We start from the raw sequence: 26,187 nt of genomic DNA on the forward strand, positions 1-26,187 counted from the left end.
CTGATAAACGGTCGGGTAGCGGAACGGCGGTGCCGACGGCGTCGGTCCGGTGCCGGCGCCGTCGGCACCCCGGCCGCCTCAGCTCTCGCGGCGGGCGAACGCGAGGTTGCCGGAGACGTTCTTGATGTAGGCGGTCACGGTCTCGCCCTCCTGCGCGCCGGGGACGAAGATGGTGTACTCGCCGCGCTCGGCGACGCCGTCGCCCTTGCGGCCGGTGCCGACGATTTCGAGCTCGTACGTGTTGCCCGACTCGACGGCGTCCTCCTGCCGCTGGGTGTCGGAAGTGTTCTGCTTCGCCACCGGGCGGAACGCCCCGCAGGCCTCACAGCGGAGCATCGGCGTCCGGTTCTCGGTCTCCAGTCGTGTGTCCGGGAGGCCGCACTCGGAGCAGGTGACGAACGACTCGATGTACGAGTCGATCGCGGCCTGGAAGTCGCGCTCGCGGAAGTTCCCGCTGTAGCGCGCGCGGCCGTCCTCGTACTGGCCCGCGGTCCCCAGCTCCTGCTGGATCTTCGAGTGGACGTGTTCTGGCTCGCGGCTCAGGGCGTCGGCGATCGCGGAGAGGTTCGTCAGGCGGGTGAACGCGCCGTCCTTCTGCCATTCCGGATCGGGAACCGACAGTCGCTCGTCGGAGCCGCCGAGGTCCGGTACCTCATCCATCGCGCGGTCGAGGCTCGATTCGTAATCCATACGCGAGGAAACGACAGCGCGACGGAAATCGCTTCCGGGTTCGGTGGCGGCGGCTCTGGAAGGCAGAGACCGTGTTAGGAAGGGAGCAGTCGGCCAGGAGTTGGTCGCCTTCGAAAGAAAATAGCGGGAGGTAGATTTGAACTACCGATCTCCGGGTTATGAGCCCGGCGGAATCTCCTGGCTATCCCATCCCGCTATCGTAGCACAATCGGGTGCGACTGTTAAGGGTTCTGATCCCGACGCCGGTGTGCGATTCGTCCACGCGTCCGCGGCGGTCGCGCACCCTCGCGCGGGCGCTCGAATCGCTCCGTCAGACCGCACCGAGCGGCCGCGTCGCGGCCCGCGGCTCGCGGTCACTCCTCGCTCGCGTTCCCGTCGTCGCCCGCCGACTGCGCCGCGACGGCCTTCATCCGGATCCGGAGCGCGAGGACCGCCACGAGGGCGAAGCCGACTGTCACGGCGACGTCGGCAGGGTCGCCCGAAAGCGCCCGCTGCGCGGTGAGCCCCGCCATCAGCGCGAACATGAACGACAGCAGTCCCGCGATCGGAATCACGTACCCCTCGTCGAACGCCGACCCCTCGGACCCGTCGCTCATTTCCCACTCCTCCGCGGCCGACCGTGAAAAGGCTCCCGCGACCGTCCCTCCCTTGCGTCGGCCGCAAACCATTTTACTCATCATCGATAGTGACAGACGATGCACAAGCCGCTGTTGACGACGGACTTTCTGGACCGGGCGCGGCGCCACTACGCCGACGAGGAGGCGGTCCTCGCGGTCGACGGGACGCGGTACACGTACGCGGAGCTCGGCGAGCGCGCCGACCGCTTCTCCGCCGCGCTTCAGGAGCGCGGGATCGAGAAGGGCGATCGGGTCGCGGTGCTGGACCCGAACACGCACTACCACTTGGAGGCCGCCTACGGCGCGATGCAGGTCGGCGCGGTCCACGCGCCGCTGAACTACCGGCTCACGCCGGACGACTTCTCGTACATGCTCTCGGACGCCGGCGTCGACGCCATCTACGCCGACGCGGAGTACGCGGAGAACGTCGAGGCGGTTCGCGACGAGGTGCCCACGGAGACGTTCCTCACGAACGACGCCGACGCGGTCGAGGGCGACTGGGAGTCGTTCGACGCCGCGCTCGACGACGCGGACCCCGACGCCTACGAGCGCCCGGAGATGGACGAGGACGACGTGATCACGATCAACTACACCTCGGGGACGACCGGCGACCCGAAGGGAGTCTGCCGGACCCACCGCGCCGAGACGCTCCACGCGTACCTCATCTCGATCCACCAGGAGATCACCGACGACGACGTGTACCTGTGGACGCTGCCGATGTTCCACGTCAACGGGTGGGGCCACATCTACGCGATCACCGGCGCGGGCGCGCGGCACGTCTGTACCCGCGGGGTCGACGTCGCGGAGGCGTTCGAGCGGATTCGCGAGGAGAACGTCTCGTACTTCTGTGCGGCCCCCACGGTGCTCAACATGCTCGGCGACCACCACGCCGAACACGGCGGCGAGACGACCGGCGACAACGACGTGCGGGTCGCCACCGCGGGCGCGGCGCCGCCGGAGGCGACGATCCGGACCGTCGAGGAGGAGTTCGGCTGGGACCTCAAACACGTGTACGGCGCGACCGAGACGGGCCCGCTGATCACCACCTCGGACGCGAAGCGCCACTTCGACGCCGACGCCGACGACCGCTTCGCGGTGAAGAAGACGCAGGGCATCGGCTACCTCGGCACCGACGTGCGCGTCGTCGACGAGGACGGCGAGGACGTGGCCGCCGACGGCGAGACGATCGGCGAGATCGTCGTCCGCGGGAACCAGGTGATGGACCGGTACTGGAACAAGCCCGAGGCTACCGAGGAGGCGTTCTCGGAGCGGCTGGAGGGGTACTACCACATGGGCGACCTGGCCGTCGTCGACGAGGACGGCTTCGTCTCGATCCAAGATCGGAAAAAGGACATCATCATCTCCGGCGGGGAGAACATCTCCTCGATCGAGTTGGAGGACACCCTCTTCGAACACGACGCGGTCTCCGACGCCGCCGTCATCCCGGCGCCCGACGAGCGCTGGGGCGAGACGCCGAAGGCGTTCGTCGTCCCCGAGGGCGGCGACCCCGACGACGCGGGCGCGACGCCCGAGGAGCTGAAGACGTTCGTCCGCGAGCGCGTCGCCGACTACAAGACGCCCGGCGAGGTGGAGTTCGTCGAGGAGCTCCCAACCACCGCGACCGGGAAGATACAGAAGTACGAGCTGCGCGAGCGCGAGTGGGACGACGAGGAGCGGATGGTCGGCGAGGGGTAGCGAACCCCGGACGAGTTCGCGAGGCGACTCGGGCGGTCAGCGGCTCCGTCTTTCAGCAAGCCGCTCAGTTCTGGCCGGCATCCGTGTCGCTCCGGTCCGCGCCGGTGTCCTCCTCGTCTGCGTCGCTGGCACCGTCGTCCCGGTCGGCGCCCCGGTCGCCGCGGCCGTCACCGCCGCCGGAGTCGCTCAGCCGGTCGGCCTCGATGCTCACGCCCGGCGGAGTCACGACGAGGAAGCCGCGGAAGTGCATCAGCTCGCCGTCCATCTCCTTCACGTCCCGCGCGAAGGGGGCGGCGAGCTCGTTGAGGTCGCCCTCGATCGACAGCACCAGCGTGTTCCCGTAGTCGACGCTGCGGACCCACTCTTCCGGGTCCGTCGTGCCGTCCAGCACGCCGAGGACGACGTCGCCGGCGGCCGCGAACGCCTCGTCCATCTTCTCCTCGGCGTCCCGCAGGTCGAGGTCCCAGTCGCTCATACCTTGGGGTCGACAGGCGGCGGCAAAAGCGTTCGGGACCGGAACCCCGTCGGCGGGGCCGCCGTCGCGCTCGCCGGTTCACGGTGTGATTAAGTGCGTCCCCGCCCGATCGCAGGGCATGGAACGCACGCGGCGGTCCCTGCTCGCGGCGGGTGCGACGGTCGGCGTCGTCGGCGCGGCGGGGTGTCTCGGCGGTGGCGGCGGCACCGACCTCGACCTCAGCGGCGTCGAGCTCGACACGGGCGAGTACGACTGCGAGCTGACGGAGCCGTCGGACCCGAACCTCGACTACCGGCCGACCCTCGGCGACCCCGAGTCGGACGTGGTCGTTCAGGCGTTCGAGGACTTCACCTGCGGGCACTGCGCGAGCTACAAGCTCAACCACTTCCCGATCATCCGCGACGAGTACATCGAACCGGGCGAGATTCGGTACGAACACTGGGACTGGCCGATCCCGGTCGACGAGACGTGGGCGGTCCCCGTCGCGAGCGCGGCCCGCGGCGTCGGCGCGCGCAACGGCGACGAGGCGTTCTTCGAGTTCGCCACGGCCGCCTACGAGTCGCAGGGGAGCTACAGCGGCGAGGCGATCGGCGCCGCTGCGGAGGCCGCGGGCGCCGACCCCTGCGCGGTGCTGTCGGACGCGCGGTACGCGGCGTACGGAGAGGCGACCGCGGACGACAGGTCGGAGGGCGCGTCGATGGGCGTCGAGGGGACGCCGACGATCTTCGTGAACGGAAGCCCCGTCGAGGAGGGGTACGGCGCCCAGTCGATCGCGGCTGCGATAGACGCCGAGCTCTGAGACGCGCGCGACGAGCCCGGTGGGAACCGAACGGGCACAGTCGCGACCGCCGAGCGAATATTCCCGGAACGTCGATCTTTTGGCCGTTCGCCCCGTTTTATAAGTAGATGAGCGACGCCGATCCCTCCGTCGAAGCCGACGACTCCGGCCGCGTCGACGCCTCGGTCGACGGCGACCCGTCCGCCGCGGCCGAGGCCGACGCCGGCGAACGCCGTCGCCTCGGCGCGGTCGTCCTCGCGGTGCTGATCTCGCAGGTCCTCCTCTACCCCGGCGTGCCGGACCTCGTCGTCGCGCTCGGCGCCCCCGCCGGCATCGACGCCGGAATGTGGTTCCTCGTGGCGGAGTTCGGTGCGTTCGTGACGTTCGCGGTCGTCTGGGGCGCGCTCTCGGACGCGCTCGGGCGTCGGGTCCCGCTGATCGTCGTCGGTGCGCTCGGGGGCGCGACGTCGTACGTCGCGCTCGCGTCGCTACCGGGACTCGGACTTGGCTTCGAGGCCGCACTCCTCGTCAGGGTGGTCGGGGGCGCGCTCACCATCGGCGCGTTCTCGCTGTCGATCACCCTCCTCATGGACCTCCGCGGCGGCAACGGCCGCAACATGGGAGCCGCGGGACTCGCGATCGGGCTCGGGGCCGCGGTGGGCTCGGTCGTCGGCGGGACGCTCGCCGATCTGGGCGCGCTGTACCCGGTGTACGCCGGCGCGGTCGTGCTGGCCGCGGCGGGCCTGCTCGCGGCGACGGTCGACGACCGGGCGGTGACGTCGGCGACGGTATCGGGAGTCGACGCCGAAGCGACCGAGACCGACGAGGTCGGCTTCCGCGACGTGCTCGCCCGCGCGCGGACGACGCCCGGACTTCTCGTGCCCCTGGCGTTCGGCTTCGTCGACCGGCTGACTGCGGGCTTTTTCGCCTTGGTCGGCGTCTACTACTTTCAGGACCCGGCGACGTTCGGGCTCTCGTCGGCCGGCGCGGGCGCGACGCTCGCCCTCTTTTTCGTCCCGTTCGCGCTGCTTCAGTCGCCGTTCGGAGCGCTCTCGGACCGGATCGGGCGCTTCCTCCCCGTGGTAGCCGGCTCGCTCGCGTACGGCGTCGTCACGATCGGCGTCGGCGTCGCGCCGGCGTACCCGATCGCCGCGGGGCTGATGGTCCTCGTCGGCGCCTGCGGCGCGCTGATGGCGCCCGCGACGATGGCGCTCGTCACCGACCTCGTCGAGCCGGAGGTCCGCGGCGCGGCGATGGGGCTGTTCAACGTGTTCGGCTCGCTCGGCTTCCTCACCGGCTTCCTCATCGGCGGGGGCGCCACCGACGCGTTCGGCTACACGCCCGCGTTCCTCGCGGTCGGCGGGCTGGAGCTCGCCATCGCTATCGCGCTACTCCCGGCGGTCCGGTCGATATCGCCCGGCGCGGGCGTCGTCGGCCGGCTCGGGGCCGAAGGGTAGGAGGCCGGCGGATGACACGAGGTCTCTCCCCGAGCTGCCGGCCGCCCCGAGGCGAGGCCTTTTAACCGGCGCAACACCTCGGATCCCGTAACCGATGGACCTCCTCGTCGTCGGCGCGGGCGAGATCGGGCGCTGGGTCGCCGACACCGTCTCGGCCGACGCCGCGCCGGTCGACGCGAGCGTCGCGTTCGCCGACCGCGACCCGTCCGTGGCAGCCGACGCCGCGGCGAGTCGCGACGCGCGGACGGTCGACGCGGACGGCGATTCGACCCACGACGCGGTCTGCCTCGCGGTGCCGATGTCGGCGGTGCCCGCGGCCGTCGAGGCGTACGCGCCCCGCGCGGAGGAGGCGATCGTCGACGTCTCCGGCGAGATGACCGACGCGGTCGCGGCGATGCGCGAGCACGCTCCCGGCCTCGAACGCGCGAGCTACCACCCGCTGTTCGCGCCGCCGCGGGTCCCGGGGAACGTCGCGGTCGTCGTCGACGAGGGCGGGCCGGCCGTCGAGGGGCTCACCGCGTCGATCGAGGCCGGCGGCAACGACGCCTTCGAGACGACCGCCGCCGAACACGACGAGGCGATGGAGACGGTCCAGGCCGGGGCCCACGCCGCGGTGCTGGCGTGGCGGCTCGCGGCGGAGCCGGTCCGCGAGGAGTTCCACACCCCCGTGTCGGCCGCGCTGGAGGAGGTCGCCGACACCGTCACCGAGGGGTCGCCCGGGGTGTACGCCGAGATCCAGCGGGCGTTCGACGGCGCCGAGGACGTGGCCGACGCCGCGGCGGCGATCGCCGAGGCGGACGACGAAGCGTTCGCCGACCTGTACGAGCGCGCCCGCGGCGACCGCGAGGGGCGGGACCGGCTGGAGTGAGACGAGGCAGACGAGACACCAATGATCGACAGAACAGCGGTCCGGAACAACGCGAACTACCTGCGCAACGTCAGACCGATCGACCCCGAGGAGATCGCCGAGTACATCGAGGGGAGCCCGCACCCGGCGGTCGTCCGCGAGACGCTCCGCGAGGAGGCGTTCGACCTCCGGCTTCGCGAGCGGGAGGACGGGACCTTCGTTCCGGTCGAGGAGACCCCAATCGACCCGCCGGGCTGGGCGCCCGAGGCGCTCCCGGAGGCGTACGCGTTCGCGGTCGAGGACCTGCTGGTCCGCGAGTACGGCGCGAACTGGCACCGCGGGGAGTCCGGCGACGCGCTCCGCGAGCGCGTCCGCCGGCTGAAGACCGACTACCTCTACGAGAACGAGGTCGAGTACGACCGCGTCGCGGCGCTCGGCTACGCGGTATACCACCTGCCGGCGTACTACGCGACGGTCGGCTACGTCCTCGACGACCTGACCGAGAACGGGCTGCTCGACCGAACGCTCCGCGTCCTCGACGTGGGCGCGGGCGTCGGGGGGCCCGCGCTCGGGCTCCACGACTACCTCCCCGACGACGCCGTCGTCGACTACCACGCCGTCGAGCCGAGCGCGGCCACCGAGGTCCTCGACCGAATGTTAGAGGAGACCGGCCGCAACTTCCGGACGACGGTCCACGAGACGACCGCCGAGGCGTTCCTCGGGCTCGAAGGGGGCGGCGAGGGCGGCGACGCCGGGGGGGCGGATCCCGCGACGGACGACCCCTTCGACCTCGTTCTCTTCGGCAACGTCCTCTCGGAGCTGGCCGACCCGGTCGCGGTCGCGGACGCCGCGCTCGACGCGCTCGCGCCCGACGGGAGCTTCGTCGCGTTCGCGCCCGCGGACCGGAACACCGCGATCGGACTCCGTCGGGTCGAGCGCGAGCTCGTCGCGTCCGGCGGCGACCCGGGGCGCGACGCCGAGATCTACTCGCCGGCGCTGCGGCTGTGGCCCGACGCCGTGCCGAGCGACCGCGGCTGGTCGTTCGACGTCGCGCCCGACCTCGCGGTCCCGCCGTTCCAGCGCCGGCTCGACGAGGCGACGGCGCGGGGCGAGACCGACGAGCCGGGCGAGTTCGTCAACGTCGACGTCCAGTTCGCCTACTCGATCCTCCGCCGCGACGGCAAGCGCCGGGTCGACGTCGAGGCGAGCGCGGAGCGGTGTGCGCGCATGGCCGAGTCGGAGCGCCACGTCACCGACCGGGTGAACCTGCTCGCGGTGAAGCTGAGCCACGACTTGAGCGAGGGGGACAACGCCCTCTACCGCGTCGGCGACGGCTCGCAGGCGACCGACCACTACCTCGTCTGTACCCGCGAGACGGCGCTGAACCGCGACCTCCGAGAGGCCGGCTACGGGTCGGTCGTCTTCGTGGAGAACGGGCTCGTCCTCTGGAACGAGGACGAGGGGGCGTACAACGTCGTCGTCGACGACGAGACGGTCGTCGACCTGGTCGCGCCCTGAGCGGTCGCGAACGCTGCGACCCTTCTCTGTCGCTCAGTCCCCCGCGACGGGCTCGATCAGCTCCGGCGCGTCGACGCTCGGCGAGTTCACCCGCGTCGACACCGGGTGCGCGGCCAGCTCGTCGCTCGGGTAGGGATCGAGCAGGGCGGCCGCCTCGTCCGCGTCGCCCCCGAGCCACGTCTCCTCCTCGCCGGCGTCGGGGTCGAGTATCACCGCCATCCGGTGGTGGAGGTCCGCGACGAGGTCGTTCGGCTCGGTGGTCACGATCGCGAACGTCTCGACGACGCCGTCGTCGTCCCCCTCGCTTCTCTCACCGCCCGCGCTCCCGCCGCCGAACGCGCCGAGGCCGGTCTGCGTCGTCTCCGGTTCGGGCGGCTCCCACCGCTCGTAGATGCCGGCCATCGCGAACGGGCGGTCGTCCTCGAAGGCGACGCGGTAGGGGGTCTTGCCCGACCCCCGCTCGCCGTCGACCCACTCGTAGAAGCCGTCGGCGGGGACGAGGCAGCGCCGCCGCTCGAAGGCGTCCGCGAAGCTCCGCTTCTCCCGGACCGTCTCGGCGCGGGCGTTGATGAGATCGAACGACTCGTCGGCCCACGAGGGCGTCAGTCCCCACTCCATCCGCGTCGCTTCGGACGGGTCCTCCTCGGCGATCACCGGGAGCGACTGGCCGGGCGCGCAGTTGTAACTGGGTTCGTGGTCGCCGAAGTCGGCGCCGAACCGCGCTTCGAGGTCGGCGGTCGGGGTGAAGAGGGTGTAGCGGCCGCACATGTCGACGAGCTTGGGGCGGGACTCACTTAATCTCGCGACGTTTCCCTCGCTCCCGGCAGCAGGTCCCACCGATCCGCGATCACTCCGTCGACCCCGGCCGCGAGGAGCCGCTCCGCGTCCCCGCGGTCGCGCGCGGTCCACGCGTTCACCGCGAGCCCGGCCTCTTGCGCCGCGTCGACGAACCCCGGTCCGGTCGCGAGGTCGATCGGGGGATGGACCGCGACGCACCCGAGGTTCGTCGCCGCTTCGACCGCGCGCTCCGGCGGTCCGTCCGCGACGAGCAGCGCGCGGTCCGTCGACGGGTCGCGGTCCCGAAGCGACGCCAGCGCCTCGGGATGAAACGACGAGAACAGCACGTCGTTTGCCGCCCGTCGAGCGGCGTCGACCGCGTCGACCGCGATCCCCGACTCCTTGAGTTCGACGTTGAGGAGTAGACCGTCGGGCGCGGCGTCGAACGCTTCTTCGAGTCGCGGGATCGGCTCGCCGGAGTCGAGGACCGTCAGTTCGCGGAGCTCGTCCCAGTCGGCGTCCGCGACGCGCCCGGCGGCGTCGGTCAGCCGATCCAGTTCCGCGTCGTGGAAGACGACGAGTTCGCCGCTCGCGCACCGGCGCACGTCGACCTCGACGGCGTCGACGCGCGGGGACGCGCGCTCGACGGCCGCGACCGTGTTTTCCGGGTACTGCCCGGCGCAGCCGCGGTGACCGATCAGGGTGACGTCGGACGGCTCCGTCCGGTCGGCTTCGGCGTTCGCGTCTTCTCCTCGTCTGTTCGCGCGGTCGGTCACGCGTCCCTGTCGGACTCGGACCGTGTTAGCTCTTCGTCGTCCGGGACCCGCGGACGTTCCCGTCGGCTTTTTGCCCGCGCGTCGCTCCGGGACGGACATGCGCATCGAGAACAGCTTCATCCCCGTCGAGGGGGTGGGCGAGACGACCGAACGGCGCCTCTGGGAGCGAGGGGTCACGAGGTGGGAGGAGTTTGACCCCGCGGTCGACGTCGCGGGCGTGGGGGCGACGACCGCCGATCGGATCGAGTCGTTCATCGCGGAGGCGCTCGCGCGACTCGACGACGGCGATGCCGCCTACTTCGACCGGGAGTTTCCCTCGGGGGAGCGCTGGCGGCTCTACGAGAACTTCCGCGAGGAGACCTGCTTCTTCGACATCGAGACCACCGGCCTCGACGAGCGGCGCGACCGGGTGACGACCGTCAGCTTCCACCAGGGCGGCGAGACGACGACGCTCGTCGCCGACGAGGACCTCACCGCGCGGCGCCTCCGTGAGCAGTTCGCCGACGCGAGCCTGCTCGCGACGTTCAACGGCGCGCGCTTCGACGTCCCCTTCTTAGAGACCTCCTTCGACGTCGAGATCGACACCCCCCACCTCGACCTGATGTACCCCGCGAAGCGGATCGGGCTCTCGGGCGGGCTGAAACCGATCGAGAAACGGCTCGGCATCGACCGCGACCGCCCGGACATCTCCGGGCGCGACGCGGTCCGTCTCTGGCGCGAGTACGAGCGCGGCGACGAGGCGGCGCTGGAGACGCTCGTCTCGTACAACCGCGAGGACACCGTGAACCTCCGGGCGCTCGCCGACGAGGTCTGCGCACGGCTCGACGACGAGGTGTTCGTCGCTCCCGACGGAGACGGCGACTGAGAGGGACCTGACAGCCGGCGGACGCCGAGTACGGCCTCATGACGGGTAGCCGAGGTCGTCAGCGCGCAGGAGAATTCCGCGAAACCCGACGCCTGACCCGTCCGCGCTCAGGACTCGTCTTCGGCTGTCGCCGCGTCGGCGGTCACCGGCGCGGCCTCCTCGGCGGTCTCGTCGTCGGCCTTTTCGTCAATTTCGGCGGTTTCGTCGCCGTCGGCGGTCTCGTCGTCGGCAGCCTCCCGTCCATCTACGTCGCCGGACGCCGACGGTTCGTTCTCGGCCGACTCGTCGTTTGTCTCGGATTCGTCGCCGTTGGTATCGGCGCCGCCGTCGACGTCGTCGGTGTCCGCCTCGTCCGGGTCGGGAGCGTCGGTCTCGCTCGCGTCGGGAGTGTTCGCTTCGTCCGCGTCGGGAGTGTCCGCTTCGTCCGCGTCGTCAGCGTCGGTCTCATTCGCGCCGTCGGCCTCTCCGTCCGTCTCTTGGATCAGTTTCATCTCGCCGCGGGCCCGGAGGGTGCCCTGGATCTCCGCGCCGTCGTACACCACGAGGTCGCCCGCGGAGACGTCGCCGAGGACGCGCGCGCCGCTCTCGACGGTCACGGTCCCGCCGCGGGTCGTCACGTCGCCGTGGATGACCGTGTCGGCGCCGACGGTGACGTCCTCGCGGGCGCGCAGCGAGCCGAACACCTCGTTGCGCTCGCCGACGCGGATCGACGCCGCGCGGAGGTTGCCGTGGAGGCGGCAGTCGTCGCCGACCGTGGCAGGCGTCGACACGCGCCAGGCGTCGTCGGAGATCTCGGCGCTCCGCGGGACCAGCAGGGGATCCCGGACGTCGTCGCCGTCGGCGAGCGCCTCGGCCAGCTCGTCGGCGGCGTCTGTCTCGCCGACGCGCAGCAGCTGCGAGAGGACGATGAAGTAGAAGACGATCGTCGGCACCGGGTTCCGGATGACGATCCAGCCGTTGGCCTCGAACCCCTCCTCGATCGTCACGTCGTCGCCGATGTCGAGGTCGCCGGACACCATCAGGCGGCCGGTGACAGTCACCCGCTCGCCGAGGTACGCGTCCTCGCCGACCAGCACGTTGCCGTCGACGGAACACCAGGTGTCGAGCCGGCAGTCGCCCTCGGCCTCGATGTCGTCGCCGACGCGCACGCGCTCGCCGATCGCGACGTTGCGGCCGCGGACGCCGAGCTCGACGGTCGACTGGCCGCCCACGAGCACGTCGCCGTCGACGACGACGTCGTGCTCCTCGACGGTCGTCCCCGAGGGGATCGCGAGCTCCTCTATCGGACCGTCTCCTCGCAGCGACACACCGGGAGCAGTCGCCCCGCCCGTATAAACGGTACGGGGCGTCGGACGGGCGTCGGACGCGGGCGCACGGCGTCGCGTCTCCGCCGACCTCCGCCGCACCTCCCCCGCACCTCCGCGGCGCCTCCGCTGTACTTCCGCCGCGGCCTCGCCCGAGATGGGACGTGAATCCCTACCGCGGCGGATCACGGTCGCTGCGCTTTTCAGTGCGCCGCCGAAGAGGCACCTATGGGATTCGGATCGTACGACGAGAGCGAACAGAAGGACCAGGACGTCGACACCGACGAGGACGACGCGGTGAACGTCCACGAGAACGACCACGACGGCGACGTCTCCATCGAGGGCGACGCCGACACCGACGACCTCGTCGGCCGCCTCTCCGAGATGCGCGACGACGACGAGGAGTAGCCGCCGTCGAGAGACCCTCGCACCCGATAGCCCTCAGCGGGCCCCGACCAGTGTCGCGCTCCTTTTACAGATACGCCGCCTACGCCGACGCATGAGTACCGACCTGACGTTCACCGACCGCGGGGTCGACGTCGTCTACGAGGGGACCGAGTTCGAGCTAGAGAAGACGCTGATCGAGGATGCGACCGGGAAGTCGTACCGCGACGTCACCGACCACGAGGTCCTGACGATCGTCGCCGAGGACCCGGATCTGGACGGCGAGCCGGTCCGGATCGGGGACGTGCTGTAACGGGCGACTGCCGCCCGTTCGCCGGCCGTTCCTCTGACGACCCCGACTCGGTACCGCCCCGTCGAATCCGCTCTCGTTGTGCGATCTGACCTGCCCCTCGCGAGCGACGGTGCCCCGCCTCACCGATCGGAGTAAGAAATATATAACGTTAGATTGAATTAACACACAGAGGTGACAACCGCATGCGACCTCGCACGAAGTACCGCATCGGACGGGCCGTTCACATGCTCGTCACGGTGCTGACGCTCAACCTCGGACTGGCCCGGGAGTCGGCCCCGCTCATCGCCAGCGGCGCGGTGCTGTTCGTCGCGTTCTTCCCCGTGAGCCGTACGCTCGCCGACCGCGTCGGCTACACGCCGACCGACGAGCGTACCCGAGCGCTCACGCGGACCGCCGCGAGCCGCGCTGCGGTGCTGCTGTTCGGGGCCTCGCTCGCCGTCTTCCTCGTCGGGTCCGCGCTCCAAGCGACGGGCGGGATCGACGGCGTCGCACAGACCGCCTACGCGCAGGCCCGCGTCGTGGTCGTCTGGGCCGCTGCCGCGATCTGCGTCTCCTCCGTCGCCCACGGCACGCGCGCCTGGGTGCGGCGGCGGGGCGTGGAGGCGTGATCGTGGAGTTCGACACTCGCATCCGCGAGCTCCGCGAGGAGGCGGGGCTGACCCAGGCCGAGCTTGCCGACCGCGTCGACGTGACTCGACAGACCGTCCTCTACGTCGAGAAGGGCGAGTACAACCCCTCGCTGGAGCTGGCCTGGCGCATCGCGCGCGAGTTCGACGCGCGCGTCGAGGACGTGTTCGACCTGCCCGACGAGCCGCGCTCGTAGCGCCGCTGTCGCGCGGTCCGACCGGACGACTTTTTCCGACGCCCGCCGAAGCGAACGGCATGGACATCGGATTCGACCTCGGAGCGAACGTCCCGTCCGGCGTGCTCGCGCTCCACGCCGTCATCGCCGTCGTGTTCCTGGGCCTCGCGGGCGTGAACGGCGCGAACGGCGAACTGATCGGGCTGGGAATCTACCTCGCGATGGCGGGGATGATCGCGCTCGTCGGCGTGATGGCCGCGCGGATCGTGGCTCGTCGGTAGTTGGAAGCCAAATCGAATTTTCGACGCCGACGACCGGCCGACGAGCCTGTTCCTGTCCGTCGAGTACGTCTCTATTCCCTACTCCGTTAGGGGCCGATCACGATTCAGACCAACCTTGGGCTGAACGGCTCTGTTGAAATCCTTCGGAAGTGATACATTCTGACCGGGGCGTGGTCAGTACAGAGGAAGAGATGAGCGAGAACGGGAGTAGGTGTAGTACGTCGTGAGTGAGTCCATTTATAAGTCGGTTCGGGGTGCTGCCTCGCGTTAAGTTTGACGTGAATTGTGGTAGACGGCGAAGGCTTCGAGCCAGTTTTGAGCTGTCTCTAACGCGACATTGCTAAAACTATTCGCAAACGATGATGTTCGTCGTTCTATCTCCCAAAAGACACGTTCGATAGCGTTCCGATTTCCATGTTGAATGACTTGAAATCGATAGCCGTCTTCAGCGAGTACTGATCCGAGGTAGTCTGCGTCATCGACGAGAAATTCGACGTTATCGAGCTGATAGCGCCGGTGGAGCTCAATGAGAAACCATCGCGTCGTCTGTTTATTTGCGGTAGGATAGAGGCTCACGTGGAGGATTTCGTTCGTCTGTGGATCAACCGCGCCGTACAGCCAGAACTGCTGGCCGTGGAGGCGGATCATCTTTTCATCAACCGCGAGTTGATCCTCTGAGACGGTCGAGATCGGCTGTAAATCGGCTTTATGAACCCAATTATGGATCGCAACATGACTCCGCTTGATCCCAAATAATTCAAGATGTTTACTTACCTCACGTAGTGACATGCCGGCCAAGTGAGAGCGGATCCCTATTTCAATCGCCCAGCGTGGAGTTCGATCTCGCTCCACAAACGACAAGTCGATCCACGCGATACGTTCGCTGAGGCGGTCGAATTCTGCCATAGACACTCAGAACTCGTCCGCCTCATCCTCTAACTTAACGCGATCTCGTGCTGATGTCGACTGTTTATAAGTGATTTACGCTGCCGGAATGACGAGCTCCAAAGCCCCAGTCGCGACGGCTCGCGCGCCTTGTTGTGCTCCTCGCTCGGTCGCTGTCGCTCCCTCGCTGCGGTGCTTGCTGCGGCGTGCTTCGCCCTCGCGACTGCCCCTTTGAGTCCCGCCCCGCCCCGCACGGCACCGCACCTCACGCCTCCCCAACCTCGTCAGTCGCCTCCGCTTCGCTCCGGCGACTGACTCCCTCGCGGGCTGGCTCGCGGCCGCCGGTGGCGGCCGCTCGCAGGCGCGCCGACCGCAGCCGAATTTATAAGCGATCCTCGGCATCGCTCTCGGTTATTTAAATACGATATCACGGCCGGCGTTCTGCGATACCCACTCCCGCTACCGATCGAGAAGCACCATTCAGCGACCGGGTGTTTCATCCTAATTTATATTTGAAGAATAGGGTTTCAACTGAAGCGATAGCGCGGAGTCCCCTTCCTCAAGGAGCGACCGAGGGGAGCGAGTAGGGAGAGGAGGAGCGCGTTCGTATCTGTAACAAACACCAGCTTATAAATTGCCGCTCACACACATTGAATACGTGGCAGACGACTACGTGCGTCGGACGGCAATCACTCGCCTCTCGGTAGACGATGAGCAACGCGAGTTGCTTGAGGAAACTATCTCCGAGTGGAAGCGTGGGTGCCAACTCGCCACGGACATGGCGTGGGGGAAGTGTAACGCCAAGAGCGACGTACAACCCCTCGCTTACGACGACGTGCGCGAAGAAACCGACCTCGGGAGTCAGCACGCGATCCTCGCCACCCATCAAGCCGCACAAGCCATCACCGGCTGTCTCGAACGCCACTCGAACGGCAAGCAGGCCAGTAAACCCACGTTCACCGCACCCACGGTAACGTACGACACTCGAACGATGACGCTGTTCGATGACGATACAGTGTCACTCTCCACGACGGAGAGTCGCGTCCGATGTGAACTTGCGCTCCCTGAAGCCGAGGATGGCTACCAACGGCAGTACCTCGACTCCGACCACTGGAGCGTCACGGAAAGCACACTCACCGCTCGTGACGGCGATTACTTTTTACACATCGGCTTCCGCCGACCCAAGACCGACACTGAGCGAGACACCGCCGAGGACGGAACGGTTCTCGGGGTCGACCTCGGTATTGAAAACCTCGCCGTCACCAGCACAGCACGATTCATCAGTGGGCGCGAACTCTCACACAACCTCCGCGAGTTCGAGAAAGTCCGTGCGGGACTCCAACAGACAGGCACGCGAAGCGCCCACAGAACGCTCGAACAATCAAGTGGACGCGAACGGCGAAACGTTCGTGACGTTGTTCACCAAGCATCGAACGCCATCGTAGACGAAGCACTCCGATACGAGTGCGACGTGATCGCGTTCGAGGACTTGACTGACATCCGCGACCGAACGGGTGCGTCGTGGGGGCACAAGTGGGCGTTCCGAACGCTGTACGAGCAAGTGGCGTACAAAGCCGAAGCAGTCGGCATCTCTGTGAAGCAAGTGGGTTCGGCGTACACGTCGCAACGGTGCGCCGAGTGTGGATTCACGGCAGACGAGAATCGCCGAACTCGCACGGAGTTCCGGTGCGTGAAGTGCGAATCGGAAGCGAACGCGGACTACAATGCGGCGAAGAACATCGGGATGCGGTATGTCCGTCGAGGCCAACAGTCGTCTCGGCGGACGGGCGACAGTCAACTCGCCCTCAAGTCTGGAACAGTGACGCCAAGTGGCGGATTCACCGCCCACCCGGACGGGTTTGAGGCTGAGTTCACGGACAAGCCCCTCCCTCAACGAGCGAACCCGTCAGGGTGAGCGAAGTAGGGTGGGGTTGTTGACGGCTGTGAATTATTTCGATGACCGAATGATCGCGTTCGATTCGTTCCATGCCGCTACTGCCGAAACTCGTGGCATCCCATCTTAAGCTCTGACAAACCATACGAGGATGTCGATCCCGAGCGTCTTCCGTTGGAACCGACTGGCGAGGAGTGAGCCATGCCTCAGACAGACTGAGCACACCGAACCTATCCGCTCCCATCGAAGTCCAAGCGGAATGTCACCGCTCTCTGAATTTGACCGTGTAGCCGTTATTGCGGAGTGCTTCAACGAGTTCGTCTCCACGCTCGATTGTGAACTCGTGGAACGAGTTAGTGGGGCTATCTGCCGAATACAGCTCTGAGTCGATATTCTCCGGAATTTCGTTTTGATGGGTATCTTCTTGGACAACAACGGGCTGGCTGGGTACGTGGGTAGAACTGCTATCTTCTGACATTCGGACATCCTGTGTTACAACCATTCGGTCATTTGAATTCCGATTCTGATTTCTGTTGAGAGGGCTATCTGTTTTCTATACCTCTCACGGTGTTTTTGCCAGAATAGGGTGGAGAGATTAGGCGCATTGAGGACGCTCAAGATAGTCTACTTTCGCTTTACATCATCTTTCCAAATTGTATCATGTCGCGTGTCATTATTCCCTGATCGAATGAATACCATTATCCTTGGAGGCGGAGAACTTAATGAACAGAGCCTCTGCTGCCAATTACGAAGCGTTTCGGAGTAATATGGAGCCGGAGGGATTGTGAACCACGCGGACTTCGCTCCGCTCGTCCGCTGGGTTCAAATCCCACCTCAGCACGTCGCCGTCGCTCGCGGTGTTGCTCGCGACGGCTGGAAGTGGGGCCGGAGGGATTTGAACCCCCGATCGACTGATATCTCCGGTGCGCCTCGGAACTCCAGAGGGTCGTCAACACGACCGATGATCAGTCGGCCGCTCGGTATATCAGTCTGGAGTGTCGTCCCGGGCGCAAGCCTCTGGAGTCAGTCGCCATGCCTGGCTTGGCCACAGCCCCGCGTGATCTCGCATGAGACCGTTGCCGAAACGCGGATAAAGGGGTTTCGATCGAGGGCGTTCGCGGGCGCGACGGCGGCGACCGAAAACGCGTGACGCCTCGGCGATCCGACCGACGCTACTCCCGGTCGTCGGCGCTCCAGTCGCAGTCTTGGCACTTGTAGCCGGTGACGAACTCGGTCACGCTCGGCATGTACCCGACCGAGATGACGTCGCCGCCGCACTCCGGACAGTCGCGGTCGGCGTCCGCGATCGACTCGGCCTCCAGGACCGACTCCCCTTCGACCAGCTCTGCGAGCTTCTCGGGCGTCACCATCCGCCCCTGAACGACGCGGTTCGACATACCTGCCGTTCGGGGTCGAGTACCTAAACCCCGGCGACACGCGCGGGACGCGGATCGACGACCGACGCGGGTCGAACGCGCCGGGGTCCGCGACCGATTATCCCGGAACTACAGCCAGGGCGCCCGCGAGTCGTCGTCCGTGAAGGGGTCCGGGTCGTCGTCGGTCTCGCGCCCCTCGCCGCCGTTCGCGAGGACCGCGACGTCGTCGTCGACGACGGGGGAGGGTCCCTCCGGGGGCGCGTCGAGCGGCGGGTCGCTCGGCGGCTCCTCGTCCGCGCCCTCGTCGTCGGTCGCGTCTCCGTCTTCCCCGGCGACGCCCTCGTCCGTCGACTCGTCACCGTCGGGCGCGTCACCGTCGCCGGTGGGGCCCGCCACGCCGTCAGTGTTCGGGTCGTACGCGAACAGGGTCGTCACGGCGAGTACCGCGAGCGCGATGGGCGCGTCCGTCTGCATGAGGTCGAACGGGCCGAGCAGGATCGGCAGCGCGAGCACTCCCAGCGCGACCGCGGAGCCGAACCGGAACCGGTCGATGTCGACGCGACCGCGGAGGTGCGGTGACAGCAGCGCGATCGACAGGGCGAACGCGACGCCCACGGCGGCGGCCGCGGTGCCGTTGACCACGTACTCGGTCGAGGTCCGTAAGGCGAACCCCGACGGGTCGAAGCTCGCGACGAGGCCGAGCCCGATGATCACGCCCGGGCTCGGCAGGTACTCGCCGACCTCCGAGCTGGCGGTCTTGGCGGCGACGGTCAGGATGACGAGCCCGGCGAACCGCTCGAAGACGGGCAGATCGAGGAGCCCCTGGAGCGTCGGCGCCAGGGCGGCCTCGACGGCGGCGACCGGGATGATCACCGCGCCGATAAGCAGCACCGAGGTCGCCATCTCCCGGCGCGAGCCGTCCATCTCCGCGAGGATCACCGCGGCGGTCGCGGAGCCGCCGAAGATGAGGATGCCGGTCTCGACGACGCCCGTGGCCGAGCCGAGGACGCCGGCGACGACGAGGGCGGGGAAGATGCCGTCGACGAGCGGCAGGGCCATGACGGTCGCGAGCAGCTTCGTCGCGCTCCCGACCTGCTGTTCGAGCCGCAGGGCGACCGGGTGGCGTGACGTGCTCATTTAGGGACGATAGCCCTGACCGGCGGGGTGGCGGTGGGACGCGTGCGACTCGCGGTGGTCTGGGGACCGGCACGCGGAGTCCACGCCGCGGGAGGCCCGACGAGCCCATGTGAAGCGTTTGCGCGGATTGCCGGCTGTAAAGCGGACGCCGAGGTCGGCGTTCGGCTGGCCGGCGATGCGCACGTTCACGGGACTGTCGGAGTCCATATCTGATATACGTGTTTCGGTCGCGTTAAAGGTTGTGTGAGACGTGTCCGCACGACACGATGGATCGACGGAGAAAAATCGCCTTCGATGACGATACGTCGACATACACGGGGTTTCTCCGATCATCTCTCGGCTCTCTCCCGCTCCGTGAGCGGCGATCTCCGTCGGACGACGAGCCGCGTCCGACGGGTCACGTGTGAGCGCGCTCCGCGGTTGAATACACATAATCGTGTATACAACACGGATTCGAATGTGACTAACCACCACGTCCGTGCCGTCTCGCAACGCTTTTCATCGGCCGTTCATGACGCATTATATGGCGACAGATTCTGGCCGGTTCTCGGCGAAGCTCGAGGTTCCGGAAGCGCTGACGTTCGACGACGTACTGCTCCGCCCCAAGGAGAGTCGGGTCGAGCCCGACGACGCCGACCTCAGCACGCGGGTGTCGAAGAACGTCGAACTCAACGTCCCCGTGCTGTCGGCGGCGATGGACACCGTCACCGAGAGCGACCTCGCGATCGCGATGGCCCGCGAGGGCGGCCTCGGCGTCCTCCACCGCAACATGACCGTCGAGGAGACGGCCGCCGAGGTCGAGCGCGTCAAGCGCGCGCACGAGCTCGTCATCCGCCGCGAGAACGTCGTCACCGTCTCGCCGGACGACACCGTCAGCGAGGCGGACGCCGTGATGGAGCGACAGGGCGTCTCCGGGGCTCCCGTCGTCGACGAGGACGACGCCGTCCTCGGGATCATCTCCGGCACCGACATCCGCCCGTACCTCGAGGTCGGCGAGGAAGACGCCGTCCGCGAGGCGATGACCGACGAGGTCATCACGGCGCCCGAGGACGTCGAGGCCCGCGAGGCGCTGGAGCTGATGTACGACCACAAGATCGAGCGCGTCCCGGTCGTCGACGGCGACGACCGGCTCGTCGGCCTCGTCACGATGCAGGGCATCCTCCAGCGCCGCGAGCACGAGGAGGCCGCCCGCGACGAGACCGGGCGCCTGCTCGCCGGCGTCGCCGTCGGCCCCTTCGAGGAGGAGCGCGCCGTCGCGGCCGACGAGGCCGGCGTCGACGTCATCTTCATCGACTGCGCGCACGCGCACAACCTCAACGTGCTCGACTCCGCCGAGGCGATCAAGGGGACCGTCGACGCCGACGTCGTCGTCGGCAACGTCGGGACGCGCGAGGCCGCCGAGGCCGCGGTCGACTTCGCCGACGGGCTGAAGGTCGGCATCGGGCCGGGGTCGATCTGTACCACGCGCGTGGTCAGCGGCGCGGGGATGCCCCAGATGACCGCGGTCGCGGAGGTCGCGGACGTCGCCGCCGGTCACGGCGTGCCCGTCATCGCCGACGGCGGCATCCGCTACTCCGGCGACGCGATCAAGGCGCTCGCGGCTGGCGCCGACGCGGTGATGCTCGGCTCCTACTTCGCCGGCACCGACGAGGCGCCGGGCCGCGTCATCACGATGCAGGGGAAAAAGTACAAGCAGTACCGCGGGATGGGCTCGGTCGGCGCGATGAAGTCCGGCGGCGGCGACCGCTACCTCAAGGAGGAGGACGAAGACGAGGAGTTCGTCCCCGAAGGCGTCGAGGCGGCGACCCCGTACAAGGGGAGCCTCGCCTCCGAGCTCCACCAGCTCACCGGCGGGATGCGCTCCGGGATGGGGTACGTCGGCGCGGAGACCGTCCCCGACCTCCACGAGCGCGCGGAGTTCGTCCGCGTCTCGACCGCGGGCCAGAGCGAGAGCCACCCGCACGACGTGATGATCACGGACGAGGCGCCCAACTACAGCCCGGACGAGTAGCCCGGACGGATAACCCAGGCAAGTAATCTGGCCGAGTAACCCGGACGGCCGGCTCGGGCGGACGCGACCGGACCCGAGCGCGACGGCGGGACCGGTTTCCCGGCGCGTCGAAGAGGTATTTTAATATAGCCAGCGGCGAGACGAAACGTGTGAGCGAACACCCCCTCGCTCCCGTCATCCATGAGTGAGCAACCGCCGCTGGTCCTCGTGGTCGAGGACGAACCCGACTTGGCCGACCTGTACGCCGCCTGGCTCGGCGACGAGTATCGCGTCCGAACCGCGTACGGCGGCCGCGAGGCGCTCGATCAGCTCGACGAGGCCGACGACGAGGTCGACGCGATCCTCCTCGACCGCCGGATGCCCGGCCTCTCCGGCGACGAGGTCCTCACGGCCGTTCGCGACCGCGGCATCGACTGCCGGGTCGCGATGGTCACCGCCGTCGAGCCCGACTTCGACATCCTGGAGATGGGGTTCGACGACTACCTCGTCAAGCCCGTCACGAGCGAGACGCTCAGAGAGACCGTCGAGGGACTGCTGCGGCGCGGCGAGTACGACTCCGAGGTCCAAGAGCTGTTCTCGCTGACCTCGAAGAAGGCGATGCTGGAGTCGGAGAAGAGCGCGAGCGACCTCGCCGACAACGAGGAGTACCAGCGGCTCACCGAGCGGATCGAAGAGCTCCGCGAGCGGGCCGACGAGTCGCGCGACGCGGTCGCGACCGACGACGAGGACTACGAGAAGCTCTTCCAGGACTTCGACGCCGACGAGTAGCCCGCGACCGAACCGGACCGAGGGGGACGCCGCCGACTCTTTATCACCGATCGAGCCGAAGCCGTGTTCACATGCGCGTCCGGGACCTGCCGCTGTCTCAGCCCGTCGTCGACCACTTCGCCGAGCGCGGCGTGCGCGAGCTGTACCCGCCGCAGCGCGCGGCGGTCGACGCGGGCGTCTGCGAGGGCGCCGACGTCGTCGCCGCGGTGCCGACCGCGTCGGGCAAGACGTTCGTCGCCCAGCTCGCGCTCCTGACCGCGGACGGTCCCGGGCTGTACGTCTGTCCGCTCCGCGCGCTCGCCCGCGAGAAGTACGAGACGTTCGCGGCGCTACCCGGGGTCGACGTTGGCATCTCCACCGGCGACTTCGACGCGACGGGCGAGGCGCTCGCGGGCAACGACGTCGTCGTCGCCACGAGCGAGAAGGTGGACTCCGCGATCCGCAACGGCGCCTCGTGGGTCGACGAACTCGCGTGCGTCGTCGTCGACGAGGTCCACCTGCTCGGCGCGGAGCGGCGCGGACCGACCCTCGAAGTGACGCTGGCGACGCTCCGGCGCCGGAATCCCGACCTCCAGACGGTGGCGCTGTCGGCGACGGTCGACAACCCGGAGGCGATCGCGGACTGGCTCGACGCCGCCCTCGTCGAGTCCGACTGGCGCCCCGTCGAGCTTCGGACCGGCGTCGCCGTCGGCGGCGAGGTCGCGTTCGACGACGGCACGGGCCTCTCGGTCGACGTCGACACCGACGGGATCGGAGGTGTCGGCGACGACGGCGACGAGACCGACGCCGACGATGATGACGCCGAGATCGACCCGACCGAGGTCACGGCCGCCCTGGTCGCCGACGCGGTCGCCGACGGCGGCCAGTGCCTCGCGTTCGTCCGCTCCCGCCGCGAGGCGGTCGACCTCGCGGAGCGGCTCGCGGACGAGGGGCTCGCGGCGGCGCTGGGGGTCGAGGGAGCGGCCGCGGCGGCGGCCGAGGACGCGACCGACGTGGACGGCACGCTGACCGGCCGGCAGCTCGCGGACTGCCTGCGCGCAGGGGTCGCGTTCCACCACGCTGGCCTCCGCTCGGGGCACCGCGCGGTCGTCGAGTCGGCGTTCCGCGAGCGCGACGTGGCCTGTATCTGCGCCACCCCGACGCTGGCGGCCGGCGTCAACGTCCCCGCCCGCCGCGTCGTCGTTCGGGACCAGCGACGGTACGGGGAGGGCGGCATGGCGTGGATCCCGACGCTGGAGGTCCACCAGATGTGCGGCCGCGCGGGGCGTCCGGGGCTCGACCCCCACGGCGAGGCGGTCCTCGTCGCCGACGCGGACACGCGCGACGAGGTCCGCGAGCGGTACGTCGAGGGCGAGCCCGAGGCGGTCGAGTCGCAGCTCGCCGACCCGGGGGCGCTCCGGACCCACGTCCTCGCGGCGGTCGCGACCGGGTTCGCGGCGACCGAGTCGGAGATCCTCGACGTGTTCGAGGGGACGTTCTACGCCCGCGAGACGGGGGCGGGCGGCCTCGCGGACGCCGTCGCCGTCGCGGTCGACGACCTCGTCGCGGCCGGGATGGTCGCCCGGGAGACGGGCGGCGTCGAGGACTACCGGCTCGTCGCGACCGCGGTCGGCGAGACGACCTCGAAGCAGTACGTCCGTCCCGAGACGGGCGAGCGGATCGTCGCCGGGCTCCGCGCGGCCGCCGACATGTCGGCGACGACGCTCACCGCCTTCGAGGTGATCTGCGACACGCCGGACATGCAGGACACGTACCTCGGGAACGCCGAGCGCGCCGACGTCTACCAGTTCGCCCGGACGAACGCCGCGCACCTCACCACGGACATGACCGAGCCGGAGGACTTCGAGGCGTGGCTGGAGTCGGTGAAGACGGCGCGCATCCTCGACGAGTGGATCGGCGGTGCGACCGTCGAGGAGCTGGTCGAGCGCTACCGGATCGGGCCCGGCGACCTCGACTCGCGGGTCGAGCGCGCGGAGTGGCTCCTGAGCGCGGCCGAGGCGCTCGGGGAGACGATCGGGGTCAGCGTCCCCGCGGTGTCGCGGGCGCGGTCGCGGCTGTGAGAAACGGACGAGGAGAACCGTTGCCCCCGGCGTCGACGCTCAGTCGGCCGACCCGACCGCGCGGTGGAACGGGGTCCGGGCGATGGTCTGTCGCAGCTCCGCGAGCGAGTCGCGGCCAACGTCGCTCGCGGCCGACATCACCGCGAACACCTCCTGTCTGGACACCTTCACGCCGGTCTCGGTGAGCGCGTCCTCCGGGCGGCTCCCGAGCTCGCGGAGGGTGCCGACCGCGAGCAGGTACGGGACGGTCCACGCCTCCATCGTGTTCCCGTTCGAGAGCGGCATCGTCTCCAGGTACGCCTGCGCGTCGTCGAGGAACGAGCGGGCGTAGTCGGCGGTGCGGTCAACGACGCGCGCGGACGACTCGCGGTTCTCGGGGTGGACGACGCGCTCCTGGTCGACCCCCTCGGCCTCCAGCCACTCGGCGGGGAGGTAGACGTTGTTCTCCTCGGTGTAGTCGTCGTAGACGTCCTTCGAGACGTTGACGAGCTGGAGGAGGAGCCCGAACTCTTCGGCGGTCTCCCGCAGGCGCTCCGCGCGCTCCTCGCCGATGTCGCCGCGGGTGAGGAGGTTCGTGATGAGGTTGCCGACGGTGCCGGCCGCGTAGTAGCAGTACTGCTCTAGCTCGTCGCGGTCGTCGATGCGGAGCCCGCCCTCGGTGGCGTGGCGGTCGACGAACATCGCCATCCCGTCGACCATCTCCAGTACGGGCGGCACGATGGCCTCCTGCGCCTCGGGGTCGAGCTCCTCGAACGTCGCGGCGATGGTGGGCGCCTCGGCGACGACGGTCCAGTCGTCGTCGCGCTCCTCGGGCAGCCACTCGTCGACCGCCTCGCGGAACTCGCCGATGTCGGTCCCGTCGTCCGGATCGATCGCTCGCCGATAGGTCCGCAACACGTCGCTCTGGGCGTCCGGCGGGATGTGCCCGGCGTCCTCGACCGTGTCGGCGACGCGACAGAGGAGGTAGCCGACGCAGATCTGCGACGCCATCGGTTCCTCCAACACGTCGACCGTCAGCGCGAAGGTCCGCGAGACCCCCTGGACCGCCTCGTGACACCACGCGAGGTCGGCCTCCGCGGGGCCGTGTTCTCGTCCGCTCATTCAGTTGCCAGCCTTTACGGCACAACGCATAAAAACCCTCGTGGAACGTCCGTCGGGCGCCGCCCGCGGGACGACCGGACGAAACCGCACGACTCGGTCCCCGCCCGCGCCGACGAACCGCCGACCCGTGTACAACCGTGTGGAAACGGCTAAGTCCGCCCGGCCGAACGCCACGGCATGGAGTTCACGCTCACCGAAGAGCAGCGTCAGATCCGCGACACGGTCGCGGCGTTCGTCGACGAGGAGGTCGTCCCCCGCGCGGCCGAGATCGACGAGACCGACGAGTTCCCCGCGGACCTGGTCGAGGAGATGGCCGACCTCGGCCTCATGGGGATGCCGTTCCCGGTCGAGTACGAGGGCGCCGGCCTCGACTACCACAGCTACGCGATCGGGCTCGAAGAGATATCCCGCGGCTCGGGCGGGCTCGGGACCGTCGTCGCGGCCCACACGTCGCTGGCCGGCAACATGATCTACGAGTTCGGCGACGAGGCGCAGAAGGAGGAGTACCTCACCGCCCTGAACACGGCCGAGGACATCGGTGCGTTCGCGCTCTCGGAGGCCGAGGCCGGCTCGGACGTGCCGGCGATGTCGACCACGGCCGAGCGCGAGGCGCGGAGCGCCTCGGAACGGAGCGGCGTCGCCGCGGAGCGCGACGGCGACGGCTACGTCGTCAACGGCGGCAAGCTCTGGATCTCGAACGGCTCCGTCGCCGACACGGTCACGCTGTTCGCCAAGACCGACCCCGACGCCGGCCGGAAGGGTATCTCGTCGTTCGTCGTGCGCCCCGAGGAGGACGACGGGTTCGTCGTCGAGGGGACGGAGGACAAGCTCGGCGACAAGGGGTGTCCGACCGCCGAGCTGCGGTTCGACGACATGTGGATCCCCGAAGACCGGCTGCTCGGCGAGGAGGGCGAGGGGTTCGTCCAGGCCCTGAAGACGCTCAACGGCGGCCGGATCACGATCGCGGCCCGGTCGGTCGGCATCGCGCGCGCCGCGCTCGACGAGGCGAAGGAGTACGCGCAACAGCGCGAGCAGTTCGACCGCCCGATCTCCGACTTCCAGGCCATCCAGCACAAGCTCGCGGACATGGACACGAAGGCCCGCGCCGCGGAGCTGCTGATGCACGAGGCGGCCGACCTGAAGATGCGCGACGAGGAGTACATCAAGGAGGCCGCGCAGGCGAAGCTGTACGCCTCCGAGATCGCTCGCGAGGTCGCCAACGAGGGGATCCAGATCCACGGCGGCTACGGCTACACCAAGGACTTCCCCGCCGAGCGCTTCTACCGCGACGCGAAGCTCTCGGAGATCTACGAAGGCACGAGCGAGGTCCTGCGCAACACGATCGCTCAGCAGCTGCTCGAAGAGTAGCGTCGCCC

General features: G+C 68.8%; 27 protein-coding genes, 2 tRNA genes and 1 pseudogene. 17 read left to right on the top strand and 13 right to left on the bottom strand.

Annotated elements, in window-relative coordinates; translation table 11 throughout:
• Nucleotides 1–78 precede the first annotated feature (78 nt).
• The 3 genes from CPZ01_RS02250 to CPZ01_RS02260 all read right to left on the bottom strand — a co-directional run bounded on the left by CPZ01_RS02250 (nt 79) and on the right by CPZ01_RS02260 (nt 1,286).
• Complete coding sequence (locus tag CPZ01_RS02250) at nt 79–690, bottom strand: translation initiation factor IF-2 subunit beta (RefSeq protein ID WP_096393232.1); 612 nt, start codon at nt 688–690, stop codon at nt 79–81.
• 121 nt (nt 691–811) lie between these two features.
• Nucleotides 812–886 (bottom strand) — tRNA-Met (locus CPZ01_RS02255).
• 157 nt (nt 887–1,043) lie between these two features.
• A complete protein-coding gene (locus tag CPZ01_RS02260) occupies nt 1,044–1,286 on the bottom strand; it encodes a hypothetical protein (protein WP_096393233.1) in 243 nt (80 codons plus the stop codon).
• Nucleotides 1,287–1,385: 99 nt separating this feature from the next.
• Here CPZ01_RS02260 and CPZ01_RS02265 point away from each other — a divergent pair, with 99 nt between their 5' ends.
• Nucleotides 1,386–3,002: a long-chain-fatty-acid--CoA ligase gene (locus CPZ01_RS02265; RefSeq protein WP_096393234.1), complete on the top strand. Its 1,617-nt coding sequence runs from the start codon at nt 1,386–1,388 to the stop codon at nt 3,000–3,002.
• A 64-nt stretch (nt 3,003–3,066) separates the two neighbouring features.
• Here CPZ01_RS02265 and CPZ01_RS02270 read toward each other — a convergent pair whose 3' ends face one another.
• On the bottom strand, nt 3,067–3,477 hold the full coding sequence (locus CPZ01_RS02270; RefSeq protein WP_096393235.1) for a DUF5779 family protein: 411 nt from the start codon (nt 3,475–3,477) through the stop codon (nt 3,067–3,069).
• Nucleotides 3,478–3,595: 118 nt separating this feature from the next.
• Here CPZ01_RS02270 and CPZ01_RS02275 point away from each other — a divergent pair, with 118 nt between their 5' ends.
• The 4 genes from CPZ01_RS02275 (at nt 3,596) to CPZ01_RS02290 (ending at nt 8,077) form a co-directional block, all read left to right on the top strand.
• Nucleotides 3,596–4,276, top strand: a complete 681-nt coding sequence (locus CPZ01_RS02275; protein ID WP_096393236.1) for a DsbA family protein — start codon at nt 3,596–3,598, stop codon at nt 4,274–4,276.
• Nucleotides 4,277–4,383: 107 nt separating this feature from the next.
• Nucleotides 4,384–5,712 carry an MFS transporter gene (locus CPZ01_RS02280; RefSeq protein ID WP_096393237.1) on the top strand — a complete coding sequence of 443 codons (1,329 nt, stop codon included), beginning with the start codon at nt 4,384–4,386 and terminating at the stop codon, nt 5,710–5,712.
• A gap of 94 nt (nt 5,713–5,806) precedes the next feature.
• Nucleotides 5,807–6,580, top strand: a complete 774-nt coding sequence (locus CPZ01_RS02285; RefSeq protein WP_096393238.1) for a prephenate dehydrogenase — start codon at nt 5,807–5,809, stop codon at nt 6,578–6,580.
• 21 nt (nt 6,581–6,601) lie between these two features.
• Nucleotides 6,602–8,077 carry a small ribosomal subunit Rsm22 family protein gene (locus CPZ01_RS02290; RefSeq protein WP_096393239.1) on the top strand — a complete coding sequence of 492 codons (1,476 nt, stop codon included), beginning with the start codon at nt 6,602–6,604 and terminating at the stop codon, nt 8,075–8,077.
• Between the two features lie 33 nt (nt 8,078–8,110).
• Here the strand turns inward: CPZ01_RS02290 and CPZ01_RS02295 are convergent, their stop codons facing one another.
• Nucleotides 8,111–8,845 (bottom strand): SOS response-associated peptidase, encoded by a 735-nt coding sequence (locus tag CPZ01_RS02295; RefSeq protein ID WP_096393240.1) that lies wholly within the window; start codon nt 8,843–8,845, stop codon nt 8,111–8,113.
• 26 nt (nt 8,846–8,871) lie between these two features.
• Nucleotides 8,872–9,630 carry a glycerophosphodiester phosphodiesterase gene (locus CPZ01_RS02300; protein WP_231899201.1) on the bottom strand — a complete coding sequence of 253 codons (759 nt, stop codon included), beginning with the start codon at nt 9,628–9,630 and terminating at the stop codon, nt 8,872–8,874.
• Nucleotides 9,631–9,727: 97 nt separating this feature from the next.
• Here CPZ01_RS02300 and CPZ01_RS02305 point away from each other — a divergent pair, with 97 nt between their 5' ends.
• Complete coding sequence (locus CPZ01_RS02305; protein WP_096393242.1) at nt 9,728–10,495, top strand: ribonuclease H-like domain-containing protein; 768 nt, start codon at nt 9,728–9,730, stop codon at nt 10,493–10,495.
• A 107-nt stretch (nt 10,496–10,602) separates the two neighbouring features.
• Here the strand turns inward: CPZ01_RS02305 and CPZ01_RS02310 are convergent, their stop codons facing one another.
• Nucleotides 10,603–11,802 (bottom strand): polymer-forming cytoskeletal protein, encoded by a 1,200-nt coding sequence (locus CPZ01_RS02310; protein ID WP_096393243.1) that lies wholly within the window; start codon nt 11,800–11,802, stop codon nt 10,603–10,605.
• A gap of 225 nt (nt 11,803–12,027) precedes the next feature.
• Here CPZ01_RS02310 and CPZ01_RS02315 point away from each other — a divergent pair, with 225 nt between their 5' ends.
• The 5 genes from CPZ01_RS02315 to CPZ01_RS02335 all read left to right on the top strand — a co-directional run bounded on the left by CPZ01_RS02315 (nt 12,028) and on the right by CPZ01_RS02335 (nt 13,579).
• The gene (locus tag CPZ01_RS02315) at nt 12,028–12,207 is read left to right on the top strand and encodes a DUF5786 family protein (protein ID WP_008445673.1); all 180 of its coding nucleotides are present in this window, start codon (nt 12,028–12,030) and stop codon (nt 12,205–12,207) included.
• A gap of 91 nt (nt 12,208–12,298) precedes the next feature.
• Nucleotides 12,299–12,496 carry a DUF5800 family protein gene (locus CPZ01_RS02320; protein WP_096393244.1) on the top strand — a complete coding sequence of 66 codons (198 nt, stop codon included), beginning with the start codon at nt 12,299–12,301 and terminating at the stop codon, nt 12,494–12,496.
• Nucleotides 12,497–12,678: 182 nt separating this feature from the next.
• Nucleotides 12,679–13,104, top strand: coding sequence for a hypothetical protein (locus CPZ01_RS02325; RefSeq protein WP_231899202.1), 426 nt, complete (start codon nt 12,679–12,681; stop codon nt 13,102–13,104).
• 2 nt (nt 13,105–13,106) lie between these two features.
• Nucleotides 13,107–13,319, top strand: a complete 213-nt coding sequence (locus tag CPZ01_RS02330) for a helix-turn-helix transcriptional regulator (RefSeq protein ID WP_096393246.1) — start codon at nt 13,107–13,109, stop codon at nt 13,317–13,319.
• 59 nt (nt 13,320–13,378) lie between these two features.
• Nucleotides 13,379–13,579 carry a hypothetical protein gene (locus CPZ01_RS02335; protein ID WP_096393247.1) on the top strand — a complete coding sequence of 67 codons (201 nt, stop codon included), beginning with the start codon at nt 13,379–13,381 and terminating at the stop codon, nt 13,577–13,579.
• A gap of 267 nt (nt 13,580–13,846) precedes the next feature.
• Here CPZ01_RS02335 and CPZ01_RS02340 read toward each other — a convergent pair whose 3' ends face one another.
• A complete protein-coding gene (locus CPZ01_RS02340; RefSeq protein ID WP_096393248.1) occupies nt 13,847–14,485 on the bottom strand; it encodes an IS6 family transposase in 639 nt (212 codons plus the stop codon).
• A gap of 637 nt (nt 14,486–15,122) precedes the next feature.
• Here CPZ01_RS02340 and CPZ01_RS02345 point away from each other — a divergent pair.
• Both CPZ01_RS02345 and CPZ01_RS15740 read left to right on the top strand, forming a co-directional pair.
• Entirely contained in the window at nt 15,123–16,379 is a 1,257-nt protein-coding gene (locus tag CPZ01_RS02345; RefSeq protein WP_096393249.1) for an RNA-guided endonuclease InsQ/TnpB family protein, read from the top strand.
• A 16-nt stretch (nt 16,380–16,395) separates the two neighbouring features.
• A pseudogene (locus CPZ01_RS15740) lies at nt 16,396–16,556 on the top strand (PIN domain nuclease); the annotation flags it as partial.
• Nucleotides 16,557–16,620: 64 nt separating this feature from the next.
• On the opposite strand, the gene CPZ01_RS02355 reads toward CPZ01_RS15740, so the two are convergent.
• The 4 genes from CPZ01_RS02355 to CPZ01_RS02365 all read right to left on the bottom strand — a co-directional run bounded on the left by CPZ01_RS02355 (nt 16,621) and on the right by CPZ01_RS02365 (nt 18,871).
• On the bottom strand, nt 16,621–16,836 hold the full coding sequence (locus tag CPZ01_RS02355) for a hypothetical protein (protein ID WP_082224245.1): 216 nt from the start codon (nt 16,834–16,836) through the stop codon (nt 16,621–16,623).
• Between the two features lie 402 nt (nt 16,837–17,238).
• Nucleotides 17,239–17,413: transfer RNA gene (locus tag CPZ01_RS14940), tRNA-Trp, on the bottom strand.
• 117 nt (nt 17,414–17,530) lie between these two features.
• Complete coding sequence (locus tag CPZ01_RS02360) at nt 17,531–17,755, bottom strand: DUF5795 family protein (RefSeq protein WP_096393250.1); 225 nt, start codon at nt 17,753–17,755, stop codon at nt 17,531–17,533.
• A 108-nt stretch (nt 17,756–17,863) separates the two neighbouring features.
• Nucleotides 17,864–18,871, bottom strand: coding sequence for a DUF5794 domain-containing protein (locus CPZ01_RS02365; protein ID WP_096393251.1), 1,008 nt, complete (start codon nt 18,869–18,871; stop codon nt 17,864–17,866).
• 523 nt (nt 18,872–19,394) lie between these two features.
• On the opposite strand from CPZ01_RS02365, the gene guaB reads away from it, so the two are divergent.
• The 3 genes from guaB to CPZ01_RS02385 all read left to right on the top strand — a co-directional run bounded on the left by guaB (nt 19,395) and on the right by CPZ01_RS02385 (nt 23,710).
• Entirely contained in the window at nt 19,395–20,882 is a 1,488-nt protein-coding gene (gene guaB, locus CPZ01_RS02375) for an IMP dehydrogenase (protein ID WP_096393253.1), read from the top strand.
• 180 nt (nt 20,883–21,062) lie between these two features.
• The gene (locus tag CPZ01_RS02380; RefSeq protein ID WP_096393254.1) at nt 21,063–21,650 is read left to right on the top strand and encodes a HalX domain-containing protein; all 588 of its coding nucleotides are present in this window, start codon (nt 21,063–21,065) and stop codon (nt 21,648–21,650) included.
• Between the two features lie 71 nt (nt 21,651–21,721).
• Entirely contained in the window at nt 21,722–23,710 is a 1,989-nt protein-coding gene (locus CPZ01_RS02385; protein WP_096393255.1) for a DEAD/DEAH box helicase, read from the top strand.
• A gap of 39 nt (nt 23,711–23,749) precedes the next feature.
• Here the strand turns inward: CPZ01_RS02385 and CPZ01_RS02390 are convergent, their stop codons facing one another.
• A complete protein-coding gene (locus CPZ01_RS02390; RefSeq protein WP_096393256.1) occupies nt 23,750–24,811 on the bottom strand; it encodes a phytoene/squalene synthase family protein in 1,062 nt (353 codons plus the stop codon).
• A gap of 177 nt (nt 24,812–24,988) precedes the next feature.
• On the opposite strand from CPZ01_RS02390, the gene CPZ01_RS02395 reads away from it, so the two are divergent.
• Nucleotides 24,989–26,179, top strand: coding sequence for an acyl-CoA dehydrogenase family protein (locus CPZ01_RS02395; RefSeq protein WP_096393257.1), 1,191 nt, complete (start codon nt 24,989–24,991; stop codon nt 26,177–26,179).
• Nucleotides 26,180–26,187 lie beyond the last annotated feature (8 nt).

Source organism: Halorubrum trapanicum (assembly GCF_002355655.1).
GTDB lineage: Archaea > Halobacteriota > Halobacteria > Halobacteriales > Haloferacaceae > Halorubrum > Halorubrum trapanicum_A.

Bases quoted from the DNA above. Each gene is read 5' to 3' on its own strand.
- CPZ01_RS02250 (WP_096393232.1), bottom strand. From the start codon at position 690: ATGGATTACGAATCGAGCCTCGACCGCGCGATGGATGAGGTACCGGAC.
- CPZ01_RS02260 (WP_096393233.1), bottom strand. From the start codon at position 1,286: ATGAGCGACGGGTCCGAGGGGTCGGCGTTCGACGAGGGGTACGTGATT.
- CPZ01_RS02265 (WP_096393234.1), top strand. From the start codon at position 1,386: ATGCACAAGCCGCTGTTGACGACGGACTTTCTGGACCGGGCGCGGCGC.
- CPZ01_RS02270 (WP_096393235.1), bottom strand. From the start codon at position 3,477: ATGAGCGACTGGGACCTCGACCTGCGGGACGCCGAGGAGAAGATGGAC.
- CPZ01_RS02275 (WP_096393236.1), top strand. From the start codon at position 3,596: ATGGAACGCACGCGGCGGTCCCTGCTCGCGGCGGGTGCGACGGTCGGC.
- CPZ01_RS02280 (WP_096393237.1), top strand. From the start codon at position 4,384: ATGAGCGACGCCGATCCCTCCGTCGAAGCCGACGACTCCGGCCGCGTC.
- CPZ01_RS02285 (WP_096393238.1), top strand. From the start codon at position 5,807: ATGGACCTCCTCGTCGTCGGCGCGGGCGAGATCGGGCGCTGGGTCGCC.
- CPZ01_RS02290 (WP_096393239.1), top strand. From the start codon at position 6,602: ATGATCGACAGAACAGCGGTCCGGAACAACGCGAACTACCTGCGCAAC.
- CPZ01_RS02295 (WP_096393240.1), bottom strand. From the start codon at position 8,845: ATGTGCGGCCGCTACACCCTCTTCACCCCGACCGCCGACCTCGAAGCG.
- CPZ01_RS02305 (WP_096393242.1), top strand. From the start codon at position 9,728: ATGCGCATCGAGAACAGCTTCATCCCCGTCGAGGGGGTGGGCGAGACG.
- CPZ01_RS02315 (WP_008445673.1), top strand. From the start codon at position 12,028: ATGGGATTCGGATCGTACGACGAGAGCGAACAGAAGGACCAGGACGTC.
- CPZ01_RS02320 (WP_096393244.1), top strand. From the start codon at position 12,299: ATGAGTACCGACCTGACGTTCACCGACCGCGGGGTCGACGTCGTCTAC.
- CPZ01_RS02325 (WP_231899202.1), top strand. From the start codon at position 12,679: ATGCGACCTCGCACGAAGTACCGCATCGGACGGGCCGTTCACATGCTC.
- CPZ01_RS02335 (WP_096393247.1), top strand. From the start codon at position 13,379: ATGGACATCGGATTCGACCTCGGAGCGAACGTCCCGTCCGGCGTGCTC.
- CPZ01_RS02340 (WP_096393248.1), bottom strand. From the start codon at position 14,485: ATGGCAGAATTCGACCGCCTCAGCGAACGTATCGCGTGGATCGACTTG.
- CPZ01_RS02355 (WP_082224245.1), bottom strand. From the start codon at position 16,836: ATGTCAGAAGATAGCAGTTCTACCCACGTACCCAGCCAGCCCGTTGTT.
- CPZ01_RS02360 (WP_096393250.1), bottom strand. From the start codon at position 17,755: ATGTCGAACCGCGTCGTTCAGGGGCGGATGGTGACGCCCGAGAAGCTC.
- CPZ01_RS02365 (WP_096393251.1), bottom strand. From the start codon at position 18,871: ATGAGCACGTCACGCCACCCGGTCGCCCTGCGGCTCGAACAGCAGGTC.
- guaB (WP_096393253.1), top strand. From the start codon at position 19,395: ATGGCGACAGATTCTGGCCGGTTCTCGGCGAAGCTCGAGGTTCCGGAA.
- CPZ01_RS02380 (WP_096393254.1), top strand. From the start codon at position 21,063: ATGAGTGAGCAACCGCCGCTGGTCCTCGTGGTCGAGGACGAACCCGAC.
- CPZ01_RS02385 (WP_096393255.1), top strand. From the start codon at position 21,722: ATGCGCGTCCGGGACCTGCCGCTGTCTCAGCCCGTCGTCGACCACTTC.
- CPZ01_RS02390 (WP_096393256.1), bottom strand. From the start codon at position 24,811: ATGAGCGGACGAGAACACGGCCCCGCGGAGGCCGACCTCGCGTGGTGT.
- CPZ01_RS02395 (WP_096393257.1), top strand. From the start codon at position 24,989: ATGGAGTTCACGCTCACCGAAGAGCAGCGTCAGATCCGCGACACGGTC.